A 22,697-nucleotide genomic window follows, 5' to 3' on the forward strand; every position below is an offset into this window, starting at 1 on the left:
TGAAAACTTACAGTTTGGTGGTGAAATTATGAAAATAATAACAGTAGTAGGTGCAAGACCACAGTTTATAAAGGCTGCGGCAGTATCAAATGTTATAAGAAAAAAATTTGATGAAATATTAGTTCATACAGGACAACATTATGATGAAAATATGTCTAAGGTTTTCTTTGATGAATTAAATATACCTAAACCAGATTATAATATAGGAATTGGGTCAGGAAGTCATGGTCAGCAGACAGGAACAATGCTTATAGAATTAGAAAAGATATATTTAGAAGAAAAACCTGATATGGTTTTAGTATATGGAGATACAAATTCAACTTTAGCAGGTGCTCTAGCTGCAAGTAAGCTATTAATACCTGTTGCTCATGTAGAAGCAGGACTTAGAAGCTTTAATATGAAAATGCCAGAAGAACAAAATAGAATTTTAACAGATCATATATCTAAAGTATTGTTCCCTCCAACAGAAACAGCTGTGGTTAATTTAAAAAATGAAGGAATAGAAAAATCAGTTTATAATGTTGGAGATGTAATGTTTGATGCAGTGCTAGATTTTAAGGAATTAGCAAAGAAGAAATCAAATATTATAAATGAATTAAAGCTAATAGAAAATGAATATATATTGACCACTATACACAGAGCAGAAAATACAAATGACATAAATAGATTAAAAAATATAATTGAAGCTTTAAATGAAAGTAATAAAACTATAGTATTACCACTTCATCCAAGAACAAAAAAATATATAGATAGTTATGGACTAAGTTTTAATAATAATATAAAGATTATTGAACCAATTGGTTATTTAGATATGATTAGTTTAGAAATGCATTCACAAAAAATTGTTACAGATAGTGGTGGAGTACAAAAGGAAGCTTTCTTTATGAAAAAACCATGTATAACAATGAGAGATGAAACAGAATGGGTAGAAACTGTACAAAATGGATGGAATGTAATTGTTGGAACAGATAAAGAAAAAATATTAAACTCTATAGTGAATTTTGTTCCTGATAAACCTCAAAATAGTATATTTGGAGATGGAAAAGCTGGAGAAAAGATACTAAACATAATACAAGAGGTGAAATAATGAGGATACTATTTTTAACCCAATACTGTCCACCAGAAGTAGGAGCACCTCAAAATAGAATATTTGAGTTTGCAAAGCAATTAAAAAAATTTGGACATGAAGTTACAATACTTACTGCTATGCCTAATTATCCAAAGGGAGAAATATTTGATGGATATAAGGGTAAAAAACTTGTAAAAGAAGAATTAGATGGAATAAAAATAATAAGAACTAGTATTTATGCTACAAAGGAAAAGTCTTTTACTAAGAGATTGAGAAATTATTTATCCTTTACTTTTTCTTCTGTACTTACTGGAGCTAAACATGTAGAAAAACAGGATGTAGTAATAACAGAATCACCACCATTATTTTTAGGATGGTCAGGATATGTTATTGCTAAAAAAATAGGTGCTAAATTTATATTTAATGTTTCAGATTTATGGCCTGAATCAGCAGTTAAATTAGGAGTATTAAATAATAAATTATTTATAACTATGTCTACATGGCTAGAAGAATTTTGTTATAGAAAAGCTGCAGCTGTTACAGGACAAACACAAGGTATAGTTGATAATATCGTTCAAAGAGGGTTTGGAAAAGATAAAGTACACTTAATAACTAATGGTGTGGACACTGAGTTTTTTAAAAAAGAAAATAGAGATGAGAGTTTTAGAAAAGAAATTGGTGTGGAAAATAAATTTGCAGTTTGTTATGCTGGTATACACGGTATAGCACAAGGACTTGAGGTTATTATAAATGCTGCTGAAATTCTAAAAGATGAAAAAGATATACAATTTGTATTTATAGGAGATGGACCGGAAAAAGCATCACTTATAAACATGGTAGAAGAAAAGAATTTAAGCAATGTAACATTTTTACCAATGCAATTAAAACCTAAAATGCCTAGAATAATTGCTTCAATGGATGCTACAGTAATACCTCTAAAAAAATTGGATTTATTTAAAGGAGCACTTCCTTCTAAGATGTTTGAAGCGCTATCTTCCGAACTTCCAATAGTACTTGCAGTAGAAGGAGAGGCAGAGAAGCTTATAAATAACGCTAAAGCAGGAATAGTTGTTGAACCCGAAAATTCAAAAGAAATTGCAGAGGCGGTATTGACTTTAGCTAAAGATGTTGAGCTTAGAAAAACATTGGGTAGTAATGGAAGAAAGTATGTTATGGAACATTACTCTAGAGAGAGCATAACTAGAAAACTAGAGAAGATACTTATGGATCTTATTAAGTAACGATTTGGAGGCTATAATGAAAGATACAAGTACGCTGAAAAGTGCTCTAAAAAAGGGTTTTATTCAGATATTTAGTGCAAGTTTTATAAATAAGATAATACAATTTGGCATAACCATAGTTTTATCTAGAATATTATCCAAAAGTCTTTATGGAAGTTTTACATATGCACAAAATATATTAAATATGTTTTTACTTTTAGAAGGTTTAGGAATGGTACCAGGTATACTGCAGTATTGTAGTATGGAAAAAGATACAGAAAAAAAACTATCATATTTAAAATATGCTTTAAATATGGGTGGATTAGTTAATTTGTTAATATGTATATGTGTAATAATATTCGCTTCATTTTTCGAATTGCCTGTTGCAGGAAGCTCACAAATATTATTATATCTGTCTTTAGTACCTTTAATGACAATATTTTTTAATGAAATTCAAACTTTCTTAAGAACAGAATTAAGGAATAAAGAATATTCTATTCTAACTGTAACCAATACGTTAGCGTATTTCCTAGGAAATGCTGTACTTGGATTTTATTTTAGTATAAAAGGTATAGTTATTGGAAGATATATATCATATATTATATCTATAGCAATGGGAATATATATGATGAGAGGTGTGTTATCAAAACTTAAAAATATAAGTTATCCTGAACAAAGCAAGAGAAGAGAATTTTTGAAGTATTCTATAGTTTGTTGTTTAACAAATTCAATGTCACAACTTTTATATTTAATGGATACTTTCTTTGTTGGATTAATAACACAAGATGGAACGGTAGTGGCTTCGTATAAAAATGCTACATTAATTCCATTTAATTTAACGTTTATTCCTATGTCTATAATGACTTTTGCTTATCCATATTTTGCACAACATTATGATGACAAAAAGTGGCTTAAAGAAAAGTATAATACTCTTGAAAAATATTTACTTATTTTAAATGGTTTTATAACTTTAATATTAATAATATTTGCACCGCAGATTGTTAATTTGATTTTTACTAAGCAATACTCAGATTCAATAATCAATTTTAGAATATTGTCTTTTGGATATTTTGTAGCAGGAACCTTTAGAATAACATCAGGTGGTATACTAGCTAGTGTTAAAAAAATTAAAGTTAATTTTTATAATTCAGTAGTTTCAGGATTAGCCAATGTGGTACTTGATGTAGTATTAATATATAAAATGGGTTCTATAGGTGCATCTATTGCTACAGTTTCTGTATACATTTTATCATCGGCAATATCTAGTTTTTATTTAAGAAAATATATTAACAGTTAATATGCACAGGAAAAACCACCTGTGCTTTTTATTTGTTAATGAAATGTTTATTGAAAATACATTGTTCCCTATAATATAATTATTAAAGTAAAACATATATTATTATATTTTATAAGAGAGGGGGAAATAGAATATATAATAAATATATTCTATATAAAGTATGGAAATTTATCAGTTAATTTTACACATATCCATTTATGCATATATAATTTTGATGCCATTAATATATAGCAAATTTAGATTAATGGGGGTACCTTTTAATGGTGATATATTATTGGCTTTTATAGTTTTAATATATATATTAGGACTATTAATTTTCAGAGGTATTAGAAAAAATTTTATAGCTGGTATAAAAAAATTCTTTACAGATTATTTAAGCCTTTCTATACTTGCATTGATATTAATAATGGCAGCTTCTTTAACATACGCAGAAAATAAGATTTTAGTTATAAAAGAAACTGTCAGATTTGCAAGTTACATAATATTATACTTTATAATATTATGTGAGGGATGTAATAAGAGGCTATTAGATGGTATATTACGTTGCTATATAGGAGTTTCTGCTATAATAGGATGTATAGGATTATATGATTATTTTACAGGTATAGGAATGGTTCAAACAGAAACTTACGGAAGTAGGGTTAGAATCAGTTCCACTTTAGAAAATTCAAATAATCTAGGAGTATTTTTTATACTTATTATATTCCCTGTAGTAATGCTTGCTATAAAAGAAAGAAACAAGAAGAAAAAAGAATTATATATAGCACTTTCAGTTATATTCTTTTTAAATATAATATTTAGTTTTTCTAGAAATGCATGGCTTGCTTTTGCTATTGGGTGTGGAATATTTGCTATTACATATAGTATTAAATTTCTATTTGTTTTAATTCCTGTAGGTGGTTTAAGTTTATTTATACCTCAGATAGCCATTAGAATAAAAGAAATTGCAGATGTGTCACAAAATACATCTAGAATAAAGGTATGGAAGATAGCTGAAATGATAATAAAAGATTATCCTGGTAGGGGAATAGGAAGCGGAAACTTTCCAGTAGTAAGTGCAAGATATATGGAACAGAAGCCCGGGTTAAAGACCCAAAACTTTATTCCATATCATCCTCATAATATATTTTTAAAGATACAATGTGAACTTGGAGTATTTGGAAGCATTGCTTTTGCAGCTATTATAGTGTCTATTGGAATAAAGTTAAGAAGCTTTATAAAAAATGTAGATGATAAATTTTATGCGGCATTTTATAAGGGATTTTGTATATCTGTCATTGCCTTTATGATTACAAATTTAGTGGATAGTTTCTTTTCAGCTCCTAAAGTAATAGCATTTTTTTGGATAAGTCTATCAGTGCTTCAGTCCTATAATATAGATAAGACAGAACATATGAGGCAAATAAAACTTTAGAAAATATAGTGAAAAGTGGTGGTTAAGATAAATATATTACAAGTTATATCTGGCAATGATAATGGTGGTGGTGGAAACCATGTAGTTAATATTTGCAGTAGTAATATTTTTGATATGAAATGTAAAATAGCTTGCATTGGTGAAGGAGATTTATATAAAAAGGCTAAAGAACTTTCCATACCAGCAGTTAGTTTTACTTTTAAGGAAATGATAAAGGGAAGTCTTGTTAAATATATTAAAGAAAATGGAATAGATATAGTGAATTTTCATGGACCTAAGGCTAATTTTATATATTTATTAATTAAGAAAAGCTTGCCTATACCAGCGGTTACCACTATTCATAGTGATTATAGATACGACTTTTTAAATGATAAAAAAAAGAAATATTTATATACCCCTTTAAGCACTATAGCATTAAAAAAGTTTAATAACTATATATGTGTTTCAAATTATTTAAAAGAGCTTTTGGAACATAAAAATTTCAAAGGAAAGAAGTATGTAATTCCTAATGGTATAAATTTTAAAAAGTATAATGTTAAAATAGATAGAGATGAGCTAAGAAAAAAATATAACTTAAAAAATGATGATTTTATTTATATAATGGTTGCTAGAATGCATCCTATAAAAAATCATATTAATCTTATAAAAGCTTTTAATATTTTACAAAATGATTTCTCAGATGTAAAAATGATTTTTCTAGGTAATGGGGAATTAGAAGGTGAATTAATAAAGCTTGTTAATGATTTAAATATAAAAGATAAAGTTATATTTGCTGGTTTTAATGAGAATTCAATTGATTTTATAAATGCTTCAGATGTAAGTATATTAACTTCATTTAATGAGGGAGGGGCTCCACCACTAGTGATACTAGAAAGTGCTTTAGTAAAAAAAGTAGCTATATGTTCAGAAGTGGGTGATATGCCTCTTATAATTAATAGTTCTAATGGATTTTTAATAAATCCTTACTCAGAACAAGATATTTATGATAAAATGAAAAATGTATATTTAAACAAAGAACAATTAGGAATTATGGGAGAAAATTTATATAATGATACTTTGAATAAATTTTCTATTGAAGCCTTTTGGGAAAATTACCACAAAGCATATAAGGAAATTTTAACTGGAAGTGAAGTGAATGAGTAAGGATAAGGTATTTAAAAGTTCTGTAATAGTAATGATACTTATTATTATAGGAAAGGTTCTTGCTATAGTAAGGGACTCCTTAGTAGCAGCCAAATTTGGAATTACCTATATAGCAGATATATATAATTTTTCAATAGGAATAGTTTACTTATTAACAACTATAAGTTATGGACTAACTACTACATTTATACCATTAAATACTGATCATATAAAAAAATATACAAAAGAAAAAAGGAATAAATTTGTAAATAATGTAATAAATACCTATAGTATTTTTACAATAATACTTACAATAGTTTTAATATTATTATCTAAATATATAGTTATTATATTTGGTAGCAAGTTTAATAATAATATTGAAATTTTTAACACGTCTGTAATAGTAGTAAAAATAATGCTAATATCATTAATTTTTATTAGCCTTCAAAGTATAGTAACAGGCGTATTACAATGTCATAATGAATTTTATGAACCAGCGGCTATGTCCATAGTATCAAATGTGGTTTTTATAGTGTATTTAGTATTTTTTACAAAAGCTTATGGTATTTATGGATTTGCAGTGGCTACAGTAATAGGATTCTTTGCTCAATTTATAATAAATGTTCCTAAGTATAAAAAGTTAGGATATAATTATGAGCCTTTTATAGACTTTAAAGACAGTGAATTAAAAAAGATGTTAATATTAATGATGCCTGTTATAATAAGCACATCATTAATTCAGTTGAATAATTTTATTAATAGAGCTTTTGCGGGAAAGATATTTGAAGGTGCCATAGCTGTTTTGGATTTGGCTAACAAATTAAATACTTTAGCGTATGAAGTATTTGCTATAGGTATAGCTATGGTTATATATCCAACGCTATCCCAATATGCTTCAGGAGAAAACTTAAGGGAATATAAGGAAGCACTTTCAAAAGGAATAAATACTATTTTTTTAATTATGATACCAGCAGCTTTTGCTATAGCTATACTTAGAATACCTTTAATAACATTACTTTTTAAAAGAGGTGCCTTTGATGAAAGAGCTGTAGAATTAACTTCTAATGCATTACTTTTTTTTGCCCCTGCTATGGTGGCTTATGGATTAAGGGACATTTTAAATAAGGCGTTTTATGCAGTAAAAGATACTAAAACTCCTATGATAAATAGTTTTATGGGAATAATAATAAATATCATAATAAATATATTTATAGTAAAGTATATGCAAGTATCTGGATTGACTTTAGCTACTTCAATATCATCTATAATAACTACAATTCTTATGCTTATGAGTTTGAATAAGAAGTTAAATGGTATAAATTTAAGAGAAGTGTTTATAACTTTTATGAAAATTATGTTTTCATCTATAATTATGAGTATTTTATTATTCTTTATAAATGAAAAATGTACCATGTTCTTTGGAATGAATACTAAAGGAAGTATAATAACACTTATAATTTCATTCATTTTAGGAAGTTTGGTTTACTTTATAAGTATATATTTATTAGAAATAAAAGAATTCACATATTGTATACAGTTATTAACAAATAAATTTAAAAAGAATTAAAGGAGGGATATTATGCAAAATGATGCAATAGAGATAGATATAAATAAACATATAAAGGGCAAAAAATTTCAATTTGCTTTAAAAAGAATAATGGATTTAATATTATCACTAATAGGTATAATAATACTATCTCCAGTATATCTAATATTGATAATTTTGATTAAGTTAGATTCAAAAGGACCTGCTATTTTTAAGCAAGTAAGAGTGGGCAAGGACGGAAAAGACTTTGTTATATATAAATTTAGAACTATGGTAGTAAATGCAGAAAAGAAAAGGGAATTAGAAATAGACCCTAATAATATAGGAAACTTTGTGTTTCAAAGTAAGGAAGATAATAGAATAACTAAGGTAGGATCATTTTTAAGAAAAAGCAGTTTAGATGAAATACCTCAGCTATTTAATGTATTTATAGGAAATATGAGTTTGGTAGGTCCTAGACCAGAAATACCTGATGTGGTTAAATACTATCCACCAGAATATAGACAAAGATTGTTAGTTCCTCCGGGAATAACTGGACTTGCTCAGGTAAGTGGAAGAGGGGAAATAGAGCTTCAGAAAACAATACATTATGATTTAGTGTATATTCAAAATTTCTCCGTATTTTTAGATATAAAAATATTATTTAAGACTGTGTTCTCAGTATTTAAAAAAGAAGGAGCTTTTTAAATTTAAAGCACAATACATCTTGTATTGTGCCTTATTTAAAATTAGGAGGAAGCTATGTTTACTAATATACTAGGGTATAATATATTTAAAGAAGATAAAAGAGAATTGCTTAATTACATAAAAACTTTTAATAAACTACATATAATTTCAGGTAACCCTGAGGTATTGTCTAATGGTTTAAATAATGAAAAGTTATTAAAAAATTTTAAAAGTGAAAATTCTATAATAATTCCAGATGGAGTAGGAACTGTTATTGCATCTAAAATTGTAGGAAATCCAGTGAAGGAAAAGTTGGCTGGAATAGAAATAATGGAAGAAATAATAAAACTATGTGAAAGAGAAGGAAAGGGTATATACTTATTAGGAACTAAAGAAGAAATTTTAAATAAGTGTGCTCATAATTTAAAATTAAAATATCCAAAACTGAAGATACTAGGAAAGCATAATGGGTTTTTTGATTTGAAAAATTGTGATGAAATAATAAATGAAATAAATGAATTAAATCCATATGCCTTATTTGTAGCTATGGGTTCGCCAAGGCAAGAAATATTTATAAGTGAATATATGAATATACTTAACCCAACTGTATTTATGGGAGTAGGAGGAAGTTTAGATATATTTTCTGGAGAAATGAAGAGGGCTCCAAAGTGGATGATAAATATTGGATTTGAATGGCTCTATAGAGTAAGTAAGGAACCTTGGAGAATAAAAAGATTATCTTCCATACCTAAGTTTTTAGTGAAGGTTATTCAAAATAAATAGCTGTATAGTTTGTTTTTATGCTACACATACTAATTTTAAAGGAGTGTGGTTTTTATGCAGTTTTATGATGTAATAGAAAATAGAAAAAGCATTAGAAAATTTAGAGGAACTAATATATCAAAAGATAAGATAGACAGAATGATTACAGCAGCTATGATGGCACCTTCTTGGAAGAATCAAACTTCCTATAAAATTATTTTAGTAGAGGATAAACATAAAAGAGATGAACTATCTAATACAGTAATGAATAAAACTGATGAAGCAGCACAATCAATAAAAGATGCACCATTAACTGCTGTAATTGTAGCTGACCCTAAACATTCAGGAGTAGTTGAGGAAAGGGAATATTATTTAGTTGATAGTGCTATAGCTATGGAACACTTTATTTTAGCAGCTACTGCAGAAGGTTATGGTACTTGCTGGGTAGGAGCTTTAGATGAGGATAAAGTAAGACAGGTGCTTGATATACCAAGTAATTATAGAGTAGTTGCAATGACACCTGTAGGAGAAATAGAAGAAGATAAAGAACACTATCCTAAGAAGGACATAAAAGATTATGTTTTCTTAGATAGTTGGAATAAATCTTATACTGAAGAAATGTGTAAAATAAAACATTAACAAAAACTCCATCCAAGGAATTTTCCTTAGATGGAGTTTTTGTTAGAGCATAGATGATGATAATTTTTCTTTATTAACATTACTAAAAATTTTAAAATAATTGTTTTTTAAAAAGCAGTAATAAAATTAAAAGTAAATTAAAGCGTTGCTGTAAAATACTACAACAACGCTTTATCACCTGTATTATGTCATATCTTCTCTGTGTTTTATGCTCTGTAATCTGAAAAAGTGCACTGCACTTTTTATTTAAGTTCATCTAAAGATGCAAATCTATATCCCTTGGCTTTTAAATCTTTAATAACTGAATCTAATATTTCAGTATTAGTTTTAGAAACTGCATGTAATAAGAATATACCTCCATTGTGAGTTCTTTCATTTATCATTCGTTTAGCATATTCATGGCTTGGTTGTTTTTTTGGATCCCAATCATTATATGCGAAACTCCAGAATATTGTTTTATAGCCTAGATCTTTAGTGTACTGTAATGAAAGTTCACTATATTTACCCATAGGTGGTCTAAAATATTTAGGCATTTTCTTTCCTGTTAAGTCTTCAAAAACTTTTTCAGTATCTGTAAGCTCTTTATTAAAGGCTTCCTTACCTTTTAAAGCTACTTGAGCCATGGAAGGATGGTGGTTTGAATGGTTGCAAACTAAATGACCTTCATTTACCATTCTTTTAACTAAGTCTTTGTTACTGTTTATATAAGGAACAACAACAAAGAAAGCAGCTTTTACATCATTGGCTTTTAAAATATCTAGTATTTTTCCGGTATAGCCATTTTCATATCCTTCATCAAATGTTAAATATATAACTTTTTCAGATGTATCTCCAAGGTAATAAGCAGAATTTTTATTTATTATGCTTAAAACATCATCTGGTGCTCCAGAAGGGCTACCATCTTTTTTAGGTACGAAGAACCAATCTCTTTCTTTTGTACCTACGGAAGTATTATTAGTAGACTTTTGGGTAGTGTTGTTTTTATTCTCGCTTTTTACATTATTAGTGTCTTTTTTTACTTCTTTTTTATCTTCAACTTTAGCTTCTGGTTTTTTTTCTGTAGCAGATTTATCCTCAACTTTCACTACACTTTTATTGTCATTAGACTCACTTTTTTCTACATTAGAGGAGGCTACAGAATTGCTATTAGTAGATTTACTACTAGTAAATCCTGAGCAAGCTGAAGTAGTTAATGATAATATTAAGCATATGCTTAATGCTAAACTTTGTCTTTTCACCTTTTATCACCTGCCATTAGTATGATATACTTTATTTTGTGCCTATTATAAATTAATATACGATGGAGAGATATGGAATGTATGATTTTTTTGTAGAAAATATCATAGAATTATATAATATAATTTTACAACCAATAGATAATATATACAAGGAAACAGCTATTATAAATTGCAAAAATATTTTTAATATGGAATGTAACTTGACTTTTGGAGAGTTTTATTATAATTTGTTGAAAAATAATAAGGATACTGGTGTAGTATATACTCCCGAAGAAATAAGTAAATATATAATAGAGAATTCAGTAGAGGCTCAAGATATAATAAATAATCCTTATATAAAAATAGTTGATCCTGCCTGTGGGTGTGGAAACATTATAATGCCTTTATTTCAGTATTTATACAAACTATATAGAGAAAATTTAGAAGAAATAAATAGAGTAAATAAAATTTTATTACATGAAAAAAATATAAAAGAACATATAATAAAAAATAACATATATGGTATAGATATAGATAAAATTGCGACTATGATACTTTCAATAGATCTATTTCAATTAAGCGGTATAATATATAGAAAAAATATATTAAATATGGATTTTTTGACAGATAAAATAGGAATTAAATTTAATATATTTTTAGGGAACCCTCCTTACATAGGGCATAAGACTATAGGAAAAGATTATTCTAAAAAAATTAAAGAAAAATATTCAGAAGTTTATAAGGATAAAGGTGATTTAAGTTATTGTTTCTTTAAAGGTGCTATTTTAAATTCAGAGCCTAATTTTAAGATAAGCTTTATTACTTCTAGGTATTTTGTAGAATCTCAAAGTGGAGAAGGATTAAGAAAATTTATTGTAAATAATTTCAACATAGTAGAGATTATAGATTTTTATGGTATAAGACCTTTTAAAGGCACAGGAATAGATCCAATTATACTATTTTTAAGTGATAAAAATTTATATAACATAGAAAAAGTTAAGATTATAAAGCCAATTTGTACTACAAAGGAAGGAAAAAAGGAGTTTATTAACTCGTTATTTTTTAATAAAAGCAATTTCTATAATAGTTTTTTTATAGAAGGAAAAAATTTGGGACAAAAGGGATGGATATTAAGAGAAGAAAGAGAACTAAACATACTAAGAAAGATTGAAAAAAGAGGGAGTTTCAAACTTAAAGACATATGTGAGAGTTATCAAGGAATAATTACAGGCTGCGATAAAGCATTTATTGTAAAGGACGAAGAAATTGTAGAAGAAAAACTAGAGAAACAGGTAATTAAACCTTGGATAAAAAGTAGTTATATAGAAAGAGATTTTGTAAAGAGTTTTGATAAGTTTATAATTTATTCAAATGAAATAAAGAATATTGATGACTATCCTAATATAGAAAAGCATTTATTACCATTTAAGCAAAAGCTGATGAATAGAAGAGAATGTGCTAAAGAAATTAGAAAGTGGTATGAGCTTCAATGGGGGAGAAAATCAGATATATTTGAAAGAAAAAAAATTATATTTCCATATAAAAGCAAAGATAATAGATTTGCTTTAGATAAAGGAAGTTATTTTAGTGCTGATATTTATTCTATGGTAATAAAAGAAAATGTAAATTATAGTTATGATTTTTTAATGTTTATATTAAATAGTAAAGTATATGAATTTTATTTTCACTCATTTGGGAAGAAATTAGGAGATGATTTATATGAGTATTATCCTAATACATTAATGGACTTGATAATTCCTAAGGAGTTTTTAACTAAAAACTATGATGAAAAATGTTTGTATGAGTATTTTAATTTTACAGAAGAAGAGATCAATATTATAAAGAACAAATAGTAAAGTATAAATATGAAAATAATTTTTCGAAAAAGTTTTAATTAAGATATAAATGGAGGAGATCAGCTGAACCAATTCCTCCATTTATTTGTTTTTTATTATTTGTTTTCTATAAGGTTTTCTACAAATTTTGGTAAAGCAAAGGATGCTTTATGTATTTTTGTAGTATAATATTTTGTTTCAAAAGGAAGCTTTTCAGGTAATGATGCATTTTCCGGATCATGTTTTTTAGATCCAATAGTGAAACTCCAATATCCTGAAGGATAAGTTGGAATTGCTGCCATAAATAGCTTAGTTACAGGAAATACTACTTTGGCATCATCATAAACTCTTTTTACTACTTCAGGAAGATAGAAAGGAGTTTCTGTTTGAGCAACAAATATTCCATCTTCAGTTAAGCATTCATATATTTCTTTATAGAAACTTCCACCAAATAACCCTTCAGCAGCTCCAAAAGGATCTGTAGAGTCAACTATTATAACATCAAATTCATTTTTATGCTCGTGAACATATTTAATTCCATCACCGACAAATACTTCACATCTACTATCTTCTAAAGCACAACTTATTTCTGGAAGATACTTTTTACATTCTATAATTACATCTTCATCTATTTCGCATAATACAGCTTTTTCTACAGAAGGATGCTTTAATATTTCTCTTATAGATCCTCCATCGCCACCACCAACAACTAATACCTTTTTAGGATTTGGATGAGTAAATAGTGGAATATGAGCTATCATTTCATGATAAACATACTCATCTTTTATAGTAGTTTGTACTATACCATCTAGAAGTAACATTCTACCTAAAGCATAAGTGTCAACAATAGCTAAATCTTGATAATTAGTTTTTTTTCTAACTAAGGTTTCCTTTACTTTGTAAGTCATTGCTGCATCAGAAATTTGAGCTTCTCTTAACCATAAATCCATTCTAGTATCTACCTCCCAATAAAATGTTAAAAACAGTATATTTATTATAGCAATCATTCATATTATAAGCAAGTTATAGAGGGTGTATACAACGAAATGACTAGTTAGATTATAACGCTGGTTATTCCAATATATGTTGAAATTAATTCAAGTTTACACTTATTGAGCCATTCAGCTTAAGTGTTATATAATACTTATGAATATATTGGATATGGAGGGAGATAACTTATGAAAGGTATGTTTGATAACAAAGATCATCTTATTGAGTTTAAGCATATAACTGGACAACATATGTTAGAAGGAGTTAAGCAACTCTTTTTAGAATATGTCCAAACACTGAAAATAGATCTTTCTTTTCAAAATTTTGAAGAAGAATTTGAGGCACTACCAGGTAAATATGGACCACCTGATGGAGTTTTAATATTAGCATTAGTTGATAGTAAAGAAGCTGGATGTATTGCTTTCAGGCATATTTCTCAAAGTATATGCGAAATGAAAAGATTATATGTTCGTGATTGTTATAGAGGACTAGGAATTGGTAAAAAGCTTATTACTATAATAAAGGAAGAGGCGCTAAAAATGAATTATGAATATATTAGGCTTGATACCCTTCCAATGATGAAAAATGCCCAATCTTTATATATTTCATTAGGATTTTATGATATTGGGCCATATGTATATAATCCCATCGAAGGAGCAAGATTCATGGAGTTGAAATTAAAAGACTAGTTTTTCATATTGTTGAATGGAGTTAAGATACAAATTTCTTATTTTTGTTGTTTATTTTTTAATAATAGTTAAAATGACAGAAATAAAATAGTTTTTGTATAAAAAATGGATACATGGATATAATAAATACTAAAAAGTTTAAATTCAAAAAAGAAGGAAAATTATACCATGTGTAGAATAGATAAATTAAGTATTCAGTAAAAATTGGACAAATAATTATTAATAAAAAATGGGGGGAAATATATGTATCTTAAATTTGAAAGTAATAGCGACAAACTATTAGTACATATGATGGGAGAATTAGACCATCATAGTGCAGAGGAAGTAAGAAATAAAATAGATGATAGATTAAATAGAGAAGATATGAAAAAGCTTATAATGGATTTTTCAGGTGTATCATTTATGGACAGCTCTGGTATAGGAGTAGTAATAGGAAGATATAAGAAGTTAGCATATAAAAATGGTGCAGTATGTGTTACTAATGTAAATGAAGCTGTAAAAAGAGTATTTGTGCTATCTGGAATGTTTAAAATAATAAAATTATATAACAGTAATGAAGAAGCATTAGAGAATATTTAATGGGGGGAAATGTAATGTACGATAATATGATGAAAATTGAGTTTTTAAGCAAGTCGGAAAATGAAAGTTTTGCTAGAGTAGCAGTAGCAGCTTTTGCATCCCAACTAGATCCAACCATTGATGAAATAACTGATGTTAAAACAGCAGTATCTGAAGCAGTTACAAATTCTATAATACATGGGTATGGTAATGAACAAGGAACAGTTAAAATTCAAGCATTTATTGAAGGTAGAGAAATTACTGTTATAGTTTCAGATAATGGTATAGGGATAGACAATGTACAATTAGCAATGCAACCATTGTATACATCACGCCCAGACTTGGAAAGGTCCGGTATGGGGTTTACTGTTATGGAATCCTTTATGGATAGTTTAAGTGTAAAGTCTGAAAAGGGAAAAGGAACTGAAATTATTATGAAAAAGGCTTTTAAATCATTAAGTTAGGTGAAGAATATGAATGAAGAAGCGGTAAAAAAGGGTATATATGATTATGAGGATAATTTAATGCTTATAGAAAAGGCACGAAATGGTGATAAAGAAGCATTAAATAGGTTAGTGGAACTTAATTTGCCTTTAGTTTCTGCTATAAGCAAAAAGTTCTTAAATAGAGGTTATGAGTACGAGGATATTTATCAAATTGGGTGTATGGGATTAGTAAAAGCTATTAATAATTTTAATTCAGATTATGAGGTTAAATTTTCAACTTATGCAGTACCTATGATAATGGGTGAAATAAAAAGATTTATAAGAGATGATGGTATAATAAAAGTAAGTAGAAGCATTAAAAATACAGCAAGAAAACTACACTATGATAAAGAAGCGTTAGCGAAAAAATTAAATAGAGAACCAACTATAGATGAACTATCAGAGTTTTCAGGAATAAGTACAGATGATATAATTTTCGCTACAGAATCTGCTAGTAGTATGCAATATTTATATGATACTATTCACCAAGATGATGGTGCACCTATAATGCTTATAGATAAAATAAGTCAAGACTATGAGGAAGACAATGAAATAGTAAATAAAATTGCTTTAAAGGAAGCATTAAATAAATTAGATGTTAAATCTAGACAGATAATAATGCTTAGGTACTTTAAGGATAAGACTCAAGTAGAAGTAGCTAAAATGCTTGGTATTAGTCAGGTACAAGTATCTAGAATAGAAAAAAGAGTGCTGAAAATTATGAAAGATAAATTAAAGGCATAGGATAATTTAATTATCCTATTTTTTTTGGTTAAAAATTAAATTTATGTATAAAATAAGAATGATGATTTAAAAGGGGTGATTTTATGAAAGCTAATGAAAAACAAATTAAAAAAAAGTTTGATCAATTATCTGCTGAAACTGAACCAAAGAAAAATATGCTAAAAGATTGTATAAATGCTTTTATTGTAGGTGGCATAATATGTGACATAGGACAATTTGTTTTTAATTTTTTCTTAAGTATGGGGATACCAAAGGAAGAAGTTGGAACATATGTATCAATAGTTATGGTATTTATAGGAGCATTACTTACTGGTGTTGGAGTATATGATAGAATAGCTACCTTTGCAGGAGCGGGAACTGTAGTACCAATAACGGGATTTTCAAATTCTATAGTATCTCCTGCTATGGAATTTAAAAAAGAAGGATATGTATTTGGGGTAGGAGCTAAAATGTTTACTATAGCAGGACCAGTATTAGTATATGGATTAAGTACTTCTGTTTTAGTAGGAATAATATATTATATTTTAAAAATAATTTAACATCAAATATTAAGGGATTGTTAGCTTGGGATGGTAGTCATAGGATAAAAGTCATATTTAAAAATAGATATATTTTCTAGAAAGAAGGTGGCCACTTGATAAAAAAGATAGGAAAACAAACTTTGAGAATGGAAAATAAGCCTAGAATAATATCAGCTTTTAGTGTAGTGGGTCCTAAAGAGGGTGAAGGACCTTTAAAGGATTACTTTGATGTAATAATAAATGATGATTTAGCAGGAAAGGACAGCTATGAAAAAGCTGAAAGTAATATATTATATACTGCAGTAACAGAAAGTATAAAAAAAGCAAATTTAAAAGAAGAGAGTATAGATTTTTTATTTGCAGGGGATTTGTTAAATCAGTTAACATCTTCAAGCTTTGCAGCGAGAGATATGAATATTCCATTCTTAGGCCTTTATGGAGCTTGTTCAACTATGACAGAATCATTATCTATAGCATCTATGGTGATGGATGGAAACTTTGCTAACCATGTAGTTGCTGCTACATCATCTCATTTTTCATCAGCAGAAAGACAATTTAGATTTCCTCTAGAATTTGGTTCTCAAAGACCTCCAACAGCTCAATGGACAGTAACGGGATCAGGAGCTATGGTACTTGGTAGGGATGGAAATTTTCCCTATGTAACTTATGTCACTGTGGGAAAAGTAAAGGATTATGGAATAACTGATGCAAATAATATGGGAGCTGCTATGGCACCAGCAGCAGTATCAACTATATATAATCATTTTAAAGACACTGGAAGATCTCCTAAGGATTATGATGTAATTGCTACAGGAGATTTAGGAAAAGTAGGTAAGGAAATAACAACTAAATTACTTATGGATTATGGTTATGATATAAGCACTAACTATATAGATTGTGGTGATGAAATATTTGATAATGATGAACAAGGAACAGATTCTGGAGGTAGTGGTTGTGGTTGTTCAGCAGTAGTTTTATGTGGCTATCTATATAAAAATATGCTAAAGGGAAAATTTAAAAAGATATTAATGGTATCCACAGGTGCACTGATGAGTACAACTTCATCCCTTCAAGGTGAAAGTATCCCAGGCATAGCCCATGCAGTAGCAATAGAATATGGTACTGGAGGGAATTAATGATGAGTGATTATATAAATGCTTTTGTAGTTGGGGGACTAATTTGCGTAATAGCTCAAATTATTATGGATAAAACAAAGCTTACTCCAGCTAGAATATTAGTAAGCTTTGTTACTATAGGAGTTATTTTAGGAGCATTAAATATATACGATGTGGTAGTAGAGTTTGGAAAGGCAGGAGCTACTGTACCACTACCTGGATTTGGTTTTACTTTGGCAAAATCAACTATTAAAGAAGTTAATGAAAAAGGATTAATTGGTGCATTTACAGGAGGAATAAAGGGAGCAGCAGGTGGAATAACAGCAGCAATATTTTTTGGATATGTGGCAGCATTACTATTTAATCCTAAAACAAAAAAATAAAATATGCCCCAAATTTATTGTTTGGGGCATATTTTATTTCTAAGGTTTTTTTATCTTATTTTTAATCTTATCTTTAATAGAGTTAATATTAGTAGTGTTATCTGTATTACCTGTATCTACGTTAGTATTTTCTCCTGAAGCTGGATCCTTTGGCTTATTATCATCAACTTCTTTATTCTTATCTGTTTCTTCATTTTTTGTTTTATCATTAGTATCCTTATTATCCTTATCTTTTTTGTCCTTATCCTTGTCATCACTTTTATTATTAATAGGCGCCTTATAGGAATCACATAATTCTGTTGGAACTGTATCTTCTATAAATAATTCAGTTCTTATTCTATCTTTAGGGCATGATGATGTAGCAATCTTACCTGAATCTGAGCATATAGAAACTTCTTCTACTCCTTCAGGTTTAGGTATTTCTTTATACTCTAAATTTTTATGGGCTTCTTTCATTATATTACCCCATAATAGAGCGGCATCATAACTTCCTATATATTTTCCATAAAGATATTTATCATTAAAGTTTGAGTGATCATCTTTACCGATCCATACTGCAGCAGAATAATAAGGTGTAAGTCCTGTAAACCAAAGGTCTATAGAATTACTTGTTGTACCGGTCTTTCCTCTTGCCATAGGACTAAAATTAGCTGAAGGACCTGTACCACCTGCTGAAACTGGACCTTTTAATAAATCAAACATAATATAAGCTGCTTGAGGTGATAGAACTTTAGAAGAAGAATATTTTCCCTCTAAAATGATTTTACCAGTTCTATCTTCTACTTTCGTATAAAGCATAGGATCTGCTTTCATACCATTATTACCAAATACACCATAGGCTACAGCCATATCTAAAGTGTTTGTACCACTAACACCTTGTTTTCCAGTTAACTGACCTAAAGAAAGAGCAGAGATACTTGTTTCATCAGAATTTTTATCTAATTTTAATCCGAATTTCTTAGCATAATCTGATGCGGTTTTTAAACCTAGTTCATGTTCTATTCTTACAGCAACTACGTTTTTTGACTTTTGAAGCGCTGTTCTTAAAGGTATATATCCATCGTAGTAATCACCGCTATTCCTAGGATTATAAGGTTTGCCATTATCAGGATACAATTTTCCTATTTCTTCTGGTAGTGGTGAGTCATCATATATAGTAGCTGCAGTAGCTAGTTTAGTATCTATAGCAGGACCATATACTGTTAAAGGTTTAATACTAGAACCAGCAGCTCTATAAAATTCTGTGGCTCTATTAAAGGATAAAGGAGGTTGCTGTCCTCTTCCACCAACTAAAACTTTAACTTGTCCTGTATGATAATCAAATATAGTAGCTGAGGCCTGAGGTTGTAGTATACTTCCTCCAGACTTTGAATTAATACCAATTAGATTATCCATATTATCTAAAGTTTTTTGAGTATAATCCTGTAAATCCTTATTCATTGTACTATATATCTTAAGGCCACCGTACATAAGCATACGTTCAGCTTCAGTATTGCTTAGATGATACTGAGACATTAAATCTTTTTTTACTTGTTTAATTGCTTCTCTTGAAAACCATTCATAATTTAATTTATTAACATTAAGTGTTGATGTTTTAAATGCTAGTTTTTTATTATTTAAATCTGATATAGCATCATTATATTGTTTTTCATTAATATGTCCATTCTCCAACATCTTACTTAATACTGTTTTAGTTCTATTCAAATAAGATGAAGTATTTTTTTGTGACATTACAGCATAATAAAATGTTGAAGGACTTTGTGGTACTCCAGCAATAAAAGCACATTCAATAAGATTTAAATCTTTTACACTTTTGCTAAAATATTGTTTGGAAGCAGCTTCTACTCCATAGGCACTACCACCAAGGCTTATTGTATTCATATATGCTTCTAAAATTTGTTCTTTACTAAGTTTCTTCTCTAGTTCCATAGCTAAATACATTTCTTGTACTTTCCTCTTTATTTGTACTTCATTAGAAAGTAATGTGTTTTTTATAAGCTGCTGGGTTATAGTAGAACCACCTTGTATTCCAGATTTTCCTGTAACTTTATTTAATACAGTTCTAAGTGTAGCTCCCACTACTCTTTTAAAGTCTACACCATTATGAGTTTTAAACCTTTCATCTTCAATACTTATAATGGCATTTTTTAAATTATCTGGTACATCTTTGAATGATACTATAGTTCTATGCTGGTCGGATACTACCATGTCCATAAATTTTCCAGAGTCATTATATATTACAGAAGGTTCATTTAAACTTAATATTTTATTTATATCCAAAGGGGGTGCTGTTTTTATCATAGCAAGACCAATTCCTAAAGCAGCAACAAATGTAAATATACCAATTAAAAGTATTGTTATAAATGCTATTTTTAGGGTTTTAAAACGGGTTTTTTTCTTTTTCTTTTTACCCATTTTCTTTTTCTCCATAATTTTCCTCCTAGTTTTACTAATATTAATTGTACCCAATTTTAAAATATTATATCATACAATATGATTTTTATAAAATATATATGAAAAATACTTTAAGGATATATGAGGTAATTATTTAAGAATATTTCAGAAGTAAATTAAATATAAGTTATTAACAACCATATAAGGAAGTGAATAAATCATAAATAATGTTAAGTTTAAATTAGTAGTTATTCTATTACTTACAATTATATTCGGGGGTGTTTTTATTTATACTTTTGATAAGATTATAACTCCTACGGTGCTTAATGTAGCTGATGGGGAAATGAGGGCTAAGGCTTTAGAAATTGTTAATAAAACAATAGTCGATAATTGTATGAAAAGCTTTAAATATGAAGATATAATAAATATACAAAAAGATAATGAAGGGAATATAACTTTGATTAAAGCGGATACATTACAAATGAATAAAATAGCTTGTGATGTAGCATTAGAATCTCAGCAAAGATTAAAGGACATTGGAAATGTTGGAATAAAGGTACCTACAGGATATATATTTAAAAATAATATTCTAGCTTATTTTGGTCCAAATGTAACTGTTAAGATGCAGCCTATTGGGTATATAGAGACTAAATATATATCAGATTTTGAAAGTGCAGGAATAAATCAAACTAGACATAGAATTTATGTACAAGTAAAGACTAATTTAAGAGTAATAATACCACTAAGAAGTAATGAAATAGAAGTGAAAAATGAAATACCTATTTCTGAAACTATAATAGTTGGAAAGATACCGGAAACTTCCATAAACTTAGGGTTAGATAATGCAGGATTTAGAATTAGGGCAGAGGCAGGAGAAGATTTTAATAAATCAGAGAAGCATAAGTGATAGACTTCTTGAGTTTTTAGACAATAAAAGAAAAGATTTTTATATAGTAAAGAGTGAAGAATGAATAGTGAATAGTAAAGGATAATTTTTCTTTATTTACATTGAAAAAACTTAAAATTAAAGCTTTTCTGTAGTGTAATAGAAGAAAAGCATCCTTTATTTTTCATTATCCACTATACACTCTTAATTTAAAAAGTAGTATTCACTTTTTTATTAATTTTCTTCCCAATTAAATACATAAGGAACGTTTCTATAATAATCTCCATAATTTAAACCATAGCCTACTACAAATACATCGGGAATTTCAAAACAGCAGTAATTAGGCTTAATATCTACCTTTCTTCTTTCAGGTTTATCTAAAAGTACACAGCAATTAACAGATGCAGCACCTAGTTCTTTTACATGATTTACTACAAAATCCATAGTTATTCCTGTATCTACGATATCATCTACTATAAGAACATCCAAGCCTTTTATATCATCTGGAATATCGTTTACTATTTTAACTACACCTGTAGATATTTCACCATGACCATAACTTGAAGTTGTCATAAAGCCAATTTTAGTAGGTACTGTTATATTTCTTACCAAGTCAGCAGTAAATATAAAACTACCTCTTAATAAGGATAGTACGTAAAGATTTTTATTTTTATAGTCCTCAGAGATTAATTTTCCTAATTCTGCAACCCTTGTATCAATCTGTTCCTTTGATATTAGTATATTTTCTTTCTTCTGTTCCATTGTTAACCTCCATATTATAACGATTATATGCATTTATTAATATTATGTTCATATTTAAAATATACTTTAAAAGCCTTGCAAAATCAAGGCTTTTTTAATTGTCTATAAATAAAACCACCTGCTATGCAGGTGTGTTCAGAAAAGCTTAAGCGTTGAAAAAAAATACCTCGCCTTGATAGAATAGATATGGTTTCGTCAGCCAATCTAAAATCAAAGGAGGTATTGCCCAAAATGGACAATAATAGTTTAGCACATACCAAGTGGAGATGTAAATATCATATAGTATTTGCCCCCAAATATAGAAGGAAAGAAATATATGGAGAAAAGAAATAGGGAAAATACTGAGAACGTTATGTGAATGGAAGGGAGTAGAAATAATAGAA

Annotated in this window: 22 protein-coding genes and 1 pseudogene; 19 read left to right on the plus strand and 4 right to left on the minus strand. The window is 28.2% G+C overall.

All coding sequences use genetic code 11. The annotated features are described in order from the left end of the window. Positions 1-28: 28 nt before the first annotated feature. The 9 genes from wecB (at position 29) to T514_RS0123345 (ending at position 9,735) form a co-directional block, all read left to right on the plus strand. Complete coding sequence (gene wecB, locus T514_RS0123305; protein WP_027626898.1) at positions 29-1,087, plus strand: non-hydrolyzing UDP-N-acetylglucosamine 2-epimerase; 1,059 nt, start codon at positions 29-31, stop codon at positions 1,085-1,087. Further along, on the plus strand, positions 1,087-2,310 hold the full coding sequence (locus T514_RS0123310; RefSeq protein WP_027626899.1) for a glycosyltransferase family 4 protein: 1,224 nt from the start codon (positions 1,087-1,089) through the stop codon (positions 2,308-2,310). The genes wecB and T514_RS0123310 overlap by 1 nt, the downstream gene beginning before the upstream one ends. Positions 2,311-2,326: 16 nt before the next feature. After that, complete coding sequence (locus T514_RS0123315; protein ID WP_027626900.1) at positions 2,327-3,586, plus strand: oligosaccharide flippase family protein; 1,260 nt, start codon at positions 2,327-2,329, stop codon at positions 3,584-3,586. Between the two features lie 160 nt (positions 3,587-3,746). After that, complete coding sequence (locus T514_RS0123320; protein ID WP_027626901.1) at positions 3,747-5,000, plus strand: O-antigen ligase family protein; 1,254 nt, start codon at positions 3,747-3,749, stop codon at positions 4,998-5,000. Positions 5,001-5,015: 15 nt separating this feature from the next. Next, on the plus strand, positions 5,016-6,143 hold the full coding sequence (locus tag T514_RS0123325) for a glycosyltransferase family 4 protein (RefSeq protein ID WP_242850653.1): 1,128 nt from the start codon (positions 5,016-5,018) through the stop codon (positions 6,141-6,143). Then, positions 6,136-7,689, plus strand: a complete 1,554-nt coding sequence (gene murJ, locus T514_RS0123330; protein ID WP_027626903.1) for a murein biosynthesis integral membrane protein MurJ — start codon at positions 6,136-6,138, stop codon at positions 7,687-7,689. The genes T514_RS0123325 and murJ overlap by 8 nt, the downstream gene beginning before the upstream one ends. A gap of 12 nt (positions 7,690-7,701) precedes the next feature. Beyond that, the gene (locus T514_RS0123335) at positions 7,702-8,355 is read left to right on the plus strand and encodes an exopolysaccharide biosynthesis polyprenyl glycosylphosphotransferase (RefSeq protein WP_027626904.1); all 654 of its coding nucleotides are present in this window, start codon (positions 7,702-7,704) and stop codon (positions 8,353-8,355) included. A 54-nt stretch (positions 8,356-8,409) separates the two neighbouring features. Beyond that, the gene (locus T514_RS0123340; RefSeq protein WP_027626905.1) at positions 8,410-9,117 is read left to right on the plus strand and encodes a WecB/TagA/CpsF family glycosyltransferase; all 708 of its coding nucleotides are present in this window, start codon (positions 8,410-8,412) and stop codon (positions 9,115-9,117) included. Positions 9,118-9,171: 54 nt separating this feature from the next. Further along, positions 9,172-9,735, plus strand: coding sequence for a nitroreductase family protein (locus tag T514_RS0123345; protein ID WP_027626906.1), 564 nt, complete (start codon positions 9,172-9,174; stop codon positions 9,733-9,735). A 242-nt stretch (positions 9,736-9,977) separates the two neighbouring features. Here T514_RS0123345 and pdaA read toward each other — a convergent pair whose 3' ends face one another. Next, positions 9,978-10,973 carry a delta-lactam-biosynthetic de-N-acetylase gene (gene pdaA, locus T514_RS0123350; RefSeq protein WP_242850654.1) on the minus strand — a complete coding sequence of 332 codons (996 nt, stop codon included), beginning with the start codon at positions 10,971-10,973 and terminating at the stop codon, positions 9,978-9,980. A gap of 77 nt (positions 10,974-11,050) precedes the next feature. Between pdaA and T514_RS0123355 the strand changes: the two genes are divergently transcribed. After that, positions 11,051-12,805 (plus strand): Eco57I restriction-modification methylase domain-containing protein, encoded by a 1,755-nt coding sequence (locus T514_RS0123355; RefSeq protein ID WP_027626908.1) that lies wholly within the window; start codon positions 11,051-11,053, stop codon positions 12,803-12,805. Between the two features lie 98 nt (positions 12,806-12,903). On the opposite strand, the gene speE is transcribed toward T514_RS0123355, so the two are convergent. Then, the gene (gene speE / locus T514_RS0123360) at positions 12,904-13,737 is read right to left on the minus strand and encodes a polyamine aminopropyltransferase (RefSeq protein WP_027626909.1); all 834 of its coding nucleotides are present in this window, start codon (positions 13,735-13,737) and stop codon (positions 12,904-12,906) included. Between the two features lie 228 nt (positions 13,738-13,965). Between speE and T514_RS0123365 the strand changes: the two genes are divergently transcribed. From T514_RS0123365 to spoVAE, 7 genes are all read left to right on the plus strand, one after another. Next, entirely contained in the window at positions 13,966-14,466 is a 501-nt protein-coding gene (locus T514_RS0123365) for a GNAT family N-acetyltransferase (RefSeq protein ID WP_034870101.1), read from the plus strand. A 243-nt stretch (positions 14,467-14,709) separates the two neighbouring features. After that, entirely contained in the window at positions 14,710-15,045 is a 336-nt protein-coding gene (gene spoIIAA / locus T514_RS0123370) for an anti-sigma F factor antagonist (RefSeq protein WP_027626911.1), read from the plus strand. 14 nt (positions 15,046-15,059) lie between these two features. Next, positions 15,060-15,488, plus strand: coding sequence for an anti-sigma F factor (gene spoIIAB, locus T514_RS0123375; protein WP_027626912.1), 429 nt, complete (start codon positions 15,060-15,062; stop codon positions 15,486-15,488). A gap of 9 nt (positions 15,489-15,497) precedes the next feature. Further along, complete coding sequence (gene sigF / locus T514_RS0123380; RefSeq protein ID WP_027626913.1) at positions 15,498-16,253, plus strand: RNA polymerase sporulation sigma factor SigF; 756 nt, start codon at positions 15,498-15,500, stop codon at positions 16,251-16,253. An 83-nt stretch (positions 16,254-16,336) separates the two neighbouring features. After that, complete coding sequence (gene spoVAC, locus T514_RS0123385; RefSeq protein ID WP_027626914.1) at positions 16,337-16,792, plus strand: stage V sporulation protein AC; 456 nt, start codon at positions 16,337-16,339, stop codon at positions 16,790-16,792. 95 nt (positions 16,793-16,887) lie between these two features. Further along, positions 16,888-17,910, plus strand: a complete 1,023-nt coding sequence (gene spoVAD, locus T514_RS0123390) for a stage V sporulation protein AD (RefSeq protein ID WP_027626915.1) — start codon at positions 16,888-16,890, stop codon at positions 17,908-17,910. A 2-nt stretch (positions 17,911-17,912) separates the two neighbouring features. Beyond that, on the plus strand, positions 17,913-18,272 hold the full coding sequence (gene spoVAE, locus T514_RS0123395) for a stage V sporulation protein AE (RefSeq protein ID WP_027626916.1): 360 nt from the start codon (positions 17,913-17,915) through the stop codon (positions 18,270-18,272). 39 nt (positions 18,273-18,311) lie between these two features. Here spoVAE and T514_RS0123400 read toward each other — a convergent pair whose 3' ends face one another. Next, entirely contained in the window at positions 18,312-20,687 is a 2,376-nt protein-coding gene (locus T514_RS0123400) for a transglycosylase domain-containing protein (protein WP_027626917.1), read from the minus strand. Positions 20,688-20,883: 196 nt separating this feature from the next. On the opposite strand from T514_RS0123400, the gene yunB reads away from it, so the two are divergent. Then, positions 20,884-21,573: a sporulation protein YunB gene (yunB, locus tag T514_RS0123405; RefSeq protein ID WP_156940059.1), complete on the plus strand. Its 690-nt coding sequence runs from the start codon at positions 20,884-20,886 to the stop codon at positions 21,571-21,573. A gap of 213 nt (positions 21,574-21,786) precedes the next feature. Here yunB and hpt read toward each other — a convergent pair whose 3' ends face one another. Then, positions 21,787-22,314, minus strand: a complete 528-nt coding sequence (gene hpt, locus T514_RS0123410; protein WP_027626919.1) for a hypoxanthine phosphoribosyltransferase — start codon at positions 22,312-22,314, stop codon at positions 21,787-21,789. Between the two features lie 231 nt (positions 22,315-22,545). On the opposite strand from hpt, the pseudogene T514_RS0123415 reads away from it, so the two are divergent. Further along, positions 22,546-22,697: pseudogene (locus T514_RS0123415) on the plus strand (transposase); the annotation flags it as partial.

The organism is Clostridium lundense DSM 17049 (assembly GCF_000619945.1).
Classification (GTDB): domain Bacteria; phylum Bacillota; class Clostridia; order Clostridiales; family Clostridiaceae; genus Clostridium_AO; species Clostridium_AO lundense.

Excerpts from the sequence above, each read along its gene's own strand:
- wecB (WP_027626898.1), top strand. The coding sequence starts at position 29 with ATGAAAATAATAACAGTAGTAGGTGCAAGACCACAGTTTATAAAGGCT.
- T514_RS0123310 (WP_027626899.1), top strand. The coding sequence starts at position 1,087 with ATGAGGATACTATTTTTAACCCAATACTGTCCACCAGAAGTAGGAGCA.
- T514_RS0123315 (WP_027626900.1), top strand. The coding sequence starts at position 2,327 with ATGAAAGATACAAGTACGCTGAAAAGTGCTCTAAAAAAGGGTTTTATT.
- T514_RS0123320 (WP_027626901.1), top strand. The coding sequence starts at position 3,747 with ATGGAAATTTATCAGTTAATTTTACACATATCCATTTATGCATATATA.
- murJ (WP_027626903.1), top strand. The coding sequence starts at position 6,136 with ATGAGTAAGGATAAGGTATTTAAAAGTTCTGTAATAGTAATGATACTT.
- T514_RS0123335 (WP_027626904.1), top strand. The coding sequence starts at position 7,702 with ATGCAAAATGATGCAATAGAGATAGATATAAATAAACATATAAAGGGC.
- T514_RS0123340 (WP_027626905.1), top strand. The coding sequence starts at position 8,410 with ATGTTTACTAATATACTAGGGTATAATATATTTAAAGAAGATAAAAGA.
- T514_RS0123345 (WP_027626906.1), top strand. The coding sequence starts at position 9,172 with ATGCAGTTTTATGATGTAATAGAAAATAGAAAAAGCATTAGAAAATTT.
- T514_RS0123355 (WP_027626908.1), top strand. The coding sequence starts at position 11,051 with ATGTATGATTTTTTTGTAGAAAATATCATAGAATTATATAATATAATT.
- speE (WP_027626909.1), bottom strand. The coding sequence starts at position 13,737 with ATGGATTTATGGTTAAGAGAAGCTCAAATTTCTGATGCAGCAATGACT.
- T514_RS0123365 (WP_034870101.1), top strand. The coding sequence starts at position 13,966 with ATGAAAGGTATGTTTGATAACAAAGATCATCTTATTGAGTTTAAGCAT.
- spoIIAA (WP_027626911.1), top strand. The coding sequence starts at position 14,710 with ATGTATCTTAAATTTGAAAGTAATAGCGACAAACTATTAGTACATATG.
- spoIIAB (WP_027626912.1), top strand. The coding sequence starts at position 15,060 with ATGTACGATAATATGATGAAAATTGAGTTTTTAAGCAAGTCGGAAAAT.
- sigF (WP_027626913.1), top strand. The coding sequence starts at position 15,498 with ATGAATGAAGAAGCGGTAAAAAAGGGTATATATGATTATGAGGATAAT.
- spoVAC (WP_027626914.1), top strand. The coding sequence starts at position 16,337 with ATGAAAGCTAATGAAAAACAAATTAAAAAAAAGTTTGATCAATTATCT.
- spoVAE (WP_027626916.1), top strand. The coding sequence starts at position 17,913 with ATGAGTGATTATATAAATGCTTTTGTAGTTGGGGGACTAATTTGCGTA.
- T514_RS0123400 (WP_027626917.1), bottom strand. The coding sequence starts at position 20,687 with ATGGGTAAAAAGAAAAAGAAAAAAACCCGTTTTAAAACCCTAAAAATA.
- hpt (WP_027626919.1), bottom strand. The coding sequence starts at position 22,314 with ATGGAACAGAAGAAAGAAAATATACTAATATCAAAGGAACAGATTGAT.